This is a genomic window from Nocardiopsis sp. NPDC055824 (genome assembly GCF_053616335.1).
Window position 1 is genome coordinate 25835 of sequence record NZ_JBSHDN010000058.1, and the last position, 7322, is coordinate 33156.

Below are 7322 nucleotides of genomic sequence, written 5' to 3' on the forward strand. Positions count from 1 at the left end.
CGCGATTCGAGATAGTATGTGGGGGGTCGTAGACTCGTAGCTGGTCGGGGCCCCGGGGCTCGACAGCGTCCCCGTGGCGACCCCACCGCATCCACCGCGCGTCAAGCGAAGCCGCATCCACCCGAAAGGGACTCAGTCGTGAGCATGGCACGGGCGTGGCGAGGCATCGTCGAGGAGTACCGCGACCGCCTCCCCGTCAACGAGAACACCCCCGTCGTCACCCTCCAGGAGGGCGGCACGCCCCTGCTGCCGGCCACGCGCGTCTCCGAGCTCACGGGCTGCGAGGTCTTCCTCAAGGTCGAGGGGCTCAACCCCACGGGCTCCTTCAAGGACCGCGGCATGACGATGGCCATCTCCAAGGCGGCCGAGGACGGCGCCAAGGCCGTCATCTGCGCCTCCACCGGCAACACGAGCGCGAGTGCCGCGGCCTACGCCATCCGCGCGGGCATGACCTGCGCCGTGCTGGTGCCCCAGGGCAAGATCGCCATGGGCAAGCTCGCCCAGGCGCTCGTCCACGGGGCGCGCCTGCTCCAGGTCGACGGCAACTTCGACGACTGCCTCGAACTGGCCCGCAAGCTCAGCGTCGACTACCCCGTCGCCCTCGTGAACTCGGTCAACCCGTACCGGCTCCAGGGCCAGAAGACCGCCGCGTTCGAGATCGTGGACGCCCTCGGCGACGCCCCCGACGTCCACTGCATCCCGGTGGGCAACGCGGGCAACATCAGCGCCTACTGGATGGGCTACACGGAGTACGCCCGCGACGGGATCTCGTCGCGCAGCCCGCGCATGCTCGGGTTCCAGGCCAGCGGCTCCGCGCCCATCGTCAACGGCGCCCCCGTCACCAGCCCGAGCACCATCGCCACGGCGATCCGCATCGGCAACCCGGCCTCCTGGAAGCTCGCCGAGCAGGCGCGCGACGAGTCCGGCGGCCTGATCGACAAGGTCACCGACCGCCAGATCATGGCCGCCTACAAGCTCCTCGCCGCGGAGGAGGGCGTGTTCGTCGAGCTGGCCTCCGCCGCCAGTGTCGCCGGGCTCCTGCAGGCCGTCGAGGCCGGTCGGGTCGAGCGCGGCAGCCGCGTGGTCTGCACCGTCACCGGCAACGGCCTCAAGGACCCCGACTGGGCGCTGGCCGGAGCCTCCTCCGCCACCACCGTCCCCGTCGACGCACTCGCCGCGGCCCAGGCGCTCGACCTCGCCTGAGGCCGACCGCCGTCCACGGCCCCGAGCGCGGCGGGCCGGAACCCGCCGCGCGTCCTGTCAGGAGAAAGACCGCAGTGACCCCACCACGCCCCACCGCGGTGTCCGTCCGCGCGCCCGCCACGAGCGCCAACCTCGGCCCGGGCTTCGACGCCCTCGGCCTGGCCGTGCGCCTGTACAACGAGTTCGAGGCGGCCCTCAGGGACGACGGGGAGCTCCGCGTCCGCGTCAGCGGGGAGGGAGCCGGGGAGGTTCCGCTCGACGGGCGGCACCTCGTCGTCCGCGCCATGCGCGAGACCTACGAACGCGCCGGGGAGAAGCTGCCCGGGCTCGACCTGACGTGCGTCAACAACGTGCCGCACGCCCGGGGGCTCGGCTCCTCCTCGTCGGCGATCGTCGGCGGCGTCGCCGCCGCGAGCGCCCTGCTGGGACGGACAGGCCCCGACGGCGGGCCGGACCGGGACGCGATCTACCAGATCGCCGCCGACATCGAGGGCCACCCCGACAACGTGGCACCCTGCGTCTACGGCGGGTACACGGTCGCCTACCGTGACGGCGGCCGGTGGGGCGCGGTGCGCCTCTCCCCGGACGAGCGGATCCTCCCGGTGCTGTGCGTCCCGGGCGAGCGGCTGTCCACCGAGCGGGCGCGGGGCCTCCTGCCGGAGACGGTGCCGCACGCCGACGCCGCCTTCAACGCCGGGCGCTCCGCGCTGATGACGGCGGCCGTTTGTGGCCACCCCGAAACCCTGTACGCGGCGACCGAGGATCGGCTACACGAGGCCTACCGGGCCCCGGCGATGCCGCGCACCCTCGCCCTCATCCGTGACCTGCGCCGACACGAGGGACTGCCCGCGGTGGTCTCCGGTGCGGGTCCCACGGTGCTGGTGCTGTGCTCGGTCGGTGCGGGTGCTGCCGGGCCTGATTCGCCGGAAATCATCCGACAGGTTGATTCGATCCGTCGGAGGGCGGGTAATGATTGGGACATACGCCCCCTACACGTTGAGCCGGAGGGGTGCGGTCCCCATCTCCCCATCCGTAGCACCTGTGTCGAGGAATAGCCGTGGCCTCTGGTGATGTTAGGCTAGGTGAAGCACCGGATGCCCCGTTGCGGGGCGAGTGCTCATCCGCCACAGCGGCTTCCGCATCCCATACTCCGATGGTTCGATCTCACGACCACTCGGAAGCGGCGGCCAACGTGTCGAGTCAGCGGTTCTCCCGCGACTGTGCCAACGTCATCGAAGTCCACTCCTCCTCGGATGAGTGTGTCACCACGGTTGACGGGCATCACCACCGAGCCATCCGCCCCGACGTCTGGCTGTACCCAGAGCCCGCCGCGATTGGGTAGGGGACCGTCTTCACACCGGTTTCCGACATCCACGTGGGGCAAGCCCTACCCGGCCCCTGCCGGTTCGCACCACCGGGCCGGCCGATCAAGCAATCCGCTGACGGCCGAAGCCCGCTCCTTGGGAAGGACCCTTAGTGAGCGACACCACCGAACTCCACACGGACGCGGCGGTCGACAGCAAAGCCTCCACCGGCGCCTCCGCAGCGGAGGCTGGCGATGGCGCGCCCACAGGTGCGTCGTCCAGGTCCCGCACGGCGTCGCGCGGTACCGGGCTCGCGGCTCTGAAGCTCCCCGAGCTCCAGAAGCTCGCCTCCAGCCTGGGCATCACCGGTACGGGGCGCATGCGCAAGAGCGACGTCATCGCCGCGATCGAGACCAAGCAGGGCGGCCCCGTGGGCGGCCCGACGAAGGTCAAAACCGCAAAGAAAGCCGACACGGCTCCCAAGGCCGGTAAGGTCGAGGCAACCGACGGCTCGATCGAGGCCCAGGCCCCCGACACGGCGAGCACGGACGAAGCCCCGCGTCAGCGCGCGGCCGACCGGCCGTCGGACCAGGCCGTGACCGACCCCCAGGGTGGACGGGGCGACAAGTCGTCCCGCAACCGGCGTTCGTCCCGCAGGCGCGGCGACGAGACCGGCGACCAGGCCAGGTCGGTGGACGGCGCCGACTCCTCTACCTCCGCGAGCAGCGTGACCAAGACATCCAGTACCCCCCAGAAGAACGGCCCCGACTCCGCCGAGGACCGTGACAACAGGTCCGGGCAGGGTCGCGAGCGCCAGCGCAACCGCCGCAACCGCAACCGCGGTGGCGACGACCAGAACGCCAACGGCAGTGCCCCGCAGCAGGGCGGAGGCGGTCAGAACCAGGGCCAGAGCCAGAGCCAGGGGCGTGACCGGGACCGCGACAGGGACCGCGACCGTGGCCCCGGAGGCGACGACGACGACTTCGGCGGACGCCGCCGGGGACGCCGCCGGGACCGCCGGGACCGCCGCGGACGAGGCACGGGCCAGGAGCCGGAGCCGGTGATCGGCGAGGACGACGTCCTGCTGCCCGTCGCGGGCATCCTGGACATCCTGGACAACTACGCCTTCGTCCGCACCACCGGCTACCTGCCCGGCCAGAGCGACGTGTACGTCTCCCTGGCCCAGGTGCGCAAGCACGGCCTGCGCAAGGGCGACCACATCATCGGCGCCGTCCGCCAGCCCAAGGACGGGGAGCGCAGGGAGAAGTTCAACGCCCTGGTGCGCCTGGACTCGGTCAACGGCATGTCGCCGGACCAGGCCCGGGGCCGCCAGGAGTTCTCCAAGCTCGTCCCGCTGTACCCCCAGGAGCGCCTGCGCCTGGAGACCGAGCCGCACATCCTCACCACGCGGATCATCGACCTCGTGGCGCCCATCGGCAAGGGCCAGCGCGGGCTCATCGTCTCCCCGCCCAAGGCGGGCAAGACGATGGTGGTTCAGGCGATCGCCAACGCGATCACCGAGAACAACCCCGAGTGCTACCTGATGGTGATCCTGGTCGACGAGCGGCCCGAGGAAGTCACCGACATGCAGCGCACGGTCAAGGGCGAGGTCATCCACTCGACCTTCGACCGCCCCGCGGAGGACCACACGGTCGTCGCAGACCTGGCCATCGAGCGTGCCAAGCGGCTCGTCGAGATGGGCATGGACGTCGTCGTCCTGCTGGACTCCATCACCCGCCTGGGCCGCGCCTACAACCTGGCCGCCCCGGCGAGCGGGCGCATCATGTCCGGTGGTGTGGACTCCACCGCCCTCTACCCGCCCAAGCGCTTCTTCGGCGCGGCCCGCAACATCGAGGGCGGCGGCTCTCTGACCATCCTGGCGACCGCGCTGGTCGAGACCGGATCGCGCGCCGACGAGGTGATCTTCGAGGAGTTCAAGGGCACCGGCAACATGGAGCTCAAGCTCAACCGGAGCCTCGCGGACAAGCGGATCTTCCCGGCCGTGGACGTCGACGCCTCCAGCACCCGCAAGGAGGAGATCCTGATGTCCTCGGAGGAGCTGGGCGTCGTCTGGAAGCTCCGCCGGGTGCTGCACGCGCTCGACACCACCCAGGCGATCGAGCTGCTCCTGGACAAGATGAGGGAGTCCAAGAGCAACGCGGAGTTCCTGCTCCAGATCCAGAAGACCACCGTGGGCCCGGAGCGCTGACCCCGGCCCGCCCGTGACGCCGACGGCCCCCTCCCGCCAGGGAGGGGGCCGTCGTGTGTGCCGGGGGTGCTCCGGGGAGGGCGGGGACGGAGGGGCCCACGTGTTCCGCATGGCGGGATCCCGAGGCCGAGGAACGAAAAAGATCACCGGTGTGTCTCGGATCACAGAGGGGGGATGGTCCGACCGCCGACACCGGCCTATCGTCGCGGGGTCGAGTGCACCACCCCCGTTCCAGGGAGCAGTCCGCATGGACAACCTCGCCCTGCTCAGCCTTCTGGCGCTCACCCCCATCCTGCTGGTCGGAGTCCTCCTCGTCGGCTTCCGCGTCCCCGCCATGTACGCGATGCCCGCCGGGTACGCCGTCGTCGTGGCCGTCGCCGTCCTCGCCTGGGAGACCGACTGGCGGTCGATCGCCGCGTCCACGATCCAGGGGCTCATCCTCGCCGCCGGACTCCTGTACATCGTCTTCGGCGCGCTCCTCCTGCTCAGCACCCTCACCAAGAGCGGCGCCATCGCCACCATCCGCTCCACGTTCACCGACATCACCCCCGACCGCCGGGTCCAGGCGATCATCATCGGCTGGCTGTTCGGCAGCTTCATCGAGGGGGCCTCCGGGTTCGGCACACCCGCCGCCGTCGTGGCGCCCCTCCTGCTGGCCCTGGGCTTCCCCGCCATGGCCGCCGTCATGGTCGGCCTGGTCATCCAGAGCACGCCCGTCAGCTTCGGTGCCGTCGGCACCCCCATCCTGGTGGGCGTCGCCGGGGGCCTGGAGGGGTCGCCCGAGGTCGCCGAGCGGGCCTCCGCGCTCGGCCTGGCAGTGCCGGAGTTCATCGGCCACATCGGGTTCCAGACCGTCCTCCTGCACGCCGTCGCGGGCACCCTCGTGCCCCTGATCATCTGCTGCATGCTCTGCGGCTTCTACGGCGGCGGGCGGCGCTTCTCCGACGGCCTCGGGGTGTGGAGGTTCGCGCTCTTCTCCGCCTTCGCCATGACCGTCCCCTCCGTCCTGTACAACCACTTCCTCGGTGTGGAGTTCACGAGCCTCCTCGGCGGGCTGACCGGCCTGGTCGTCGTCGTGCTCGCGGCGCGCAAGGGCTTCCTCATGCCGGAGCGGGCCTGGGACTTCCCGCCGCGCGAGGACTGGCTGGCCCGCTGGAGCGGCAGCATCGCCCCGGGCGAGGGCGACACCGTCCTCGCCGACGACCGGCGCATCGGCCTCCTGCGCGCCTGGACCCCCTACCTCCTCGTCGCCGCGCTGCTGGTGGCCACCCGCACCGTCGAACCCCTCAAGGCGTGGCTGTCCGGCATCACCGTCGGCGCGACCGACATCCTCGGCACCCCCGTCGTCCAGGCGGTCGAGCCCCTCTACTCGCCCGGGGCGACCTTCGTCCTCGTCTGCCTGGTGACCTGCGTCCTGCACCGCATGAGCGCGCGCCAGGTGGCCGACTCCTGGAAGGCGGCCGGATCGCAGCTGGCCGGCGCCGCCGTCGCGCTGCTCTTCGCCGTCCCCCTCGTCCGCGTGTTCATCAACACCGGCGCCGAGTTCGGCGAAACCGCGATGGAGAGCATGCCCCTGACCCTGGCCGCCGGCGCAGCCGAGCTGGGCGGCGCCACGTGGCCGCTCTACGCGCCGTGGATCGGCGCCCTGGGCGCGTTCGTGGCGGGCTCCAACACCGTCTCGAACCTGATGTTCTCCCTGTTCCAGTTCTCGACGGGGGAGCGCATCGGCATCCCGCCGGAGACCGTCGTCGCCACGCAGGCCGTCGGAGGGGCCGCGGGCAACATGATCACCGTCCACAACGTGGTCGCCGCCTCCGCGGTGGTCGGCCTGGTCGGCAGGGAGGGCGACCTCATCCGGCAGACGATCCTGCCGATGGCCTACTACGTGCTCCTGGCCGGGTCGGTCAGCTACGTGTTCGTCTACGGGTTCGGCGTCAACGCCGGAACCGCCGTGCTCGCCCTCCTCCTCGCGACCCTGGCCGCGCTGGTGCTCCTGATGCGCCGGGCGGACTCCGCGGGGGCGCCCCGGGCCCCGCGGGACGCCGCCCCCGGGCCAGGGGGGAGGGGGACGGAATAGACACTGGTCCCGGCATCGTTATCGGTCTGGCAAACTGGTACCGGGGTGACGGCCCGCCTTCTTCCGGCAGGGCCCGCCGCCCCTGACTACCTGGATCGCCGCGACACCGGTTCGCGCATGACCCACCACGCCGACCACCCGCCGGGTGGTGCGGCTTGGCATGCGTCCGGCGGTCGCGCCCCTGATGAGGAGAACACCATGAAGGCCGACATCCACCCCGAGTACGTCACCACCGAGGTGACCTGCACCTGTGGCGCCCACTTCGTCACCCGCAGCACCGTGGGCGGGGGCAAGATCCGTGCCGAGGTGTGCTCCGAGTGCCACCCGTTCTACACCGGCAAGCAGAAGATCCTCGACACCGGCGGCCGCGTCGCCCGCTTCGAGAAGCGCTTCGGCAAGCGCAAGTAGCGCCGCCCCGGTGGAGCTCACCGTGATCGGCTCGATCTGGAAGAAGTCCTTCGCCGTCGAGAGGCGGAACGTCGTCTGCTGGCCGCCCGCGGGGAGCAGCGCGAAGAAGACGAGGGCCAGC

General features: G+C 71.3%; 4 protein-coding genes and 1 pseudogene. All 5 read left to right on the forward strand.

Going from position 1 to position 7322, the window contains the following annotated elements:
• Positions 1–144: 144 nt before the first annotated feature.
• Complete coding sequence (gene thrC / locus ACWGL3_RS14480; protein ID WP_267950499.1) at positions 145–1203, forward strand: threonine synthase; 1059 nt, start codon at positions 145–147, stop codon at positions 1201–1203.
• Between the two features lie 98 nt (positions 1204–1301).
• A pseudogene (thrB, locus tag ACWGL3_RS14485) lies at positions 1302–2239 on the forward strand (homoserine kinase).
• Between the two features lie 440 nt (positions 2240–2679).
• Positions 2680–4716, forward strand: a complete 2037-nt coding sequence (gene rho, locus ACWGL3_RS14490) for a transcription termination factor Rho (protein ID WP_452461396.1) — start codon at positions 2680–2682, stop codon at positions 4714–4716.
• Between the two features lie 247 nt (positions 4717–4963).
• Positions 4964–6793, forward strand: a complete 1830-nt coding sequence (locus ACWGL3_RS14495) for an L-lactate permease (protein ID WP_452461397.1) — start codon at positions 4964–4966, stop codon at positions 6791–6793.
• Between the two features lie 198 nt (positions 6794–6991).
• Positions 6992–7201: a 50S ribosomal protein L31 gene (gene rpmE / locus ACWGL3_RS14500; protein WP_267946346.1), complete on the forward strand. Its 210-nt coding sequence runs from the start codon at positions 6992–6994 to the stop codon at positions 7199–7201.
• Positions 7202–7322 lie beyond the last annotated feature (121 nt).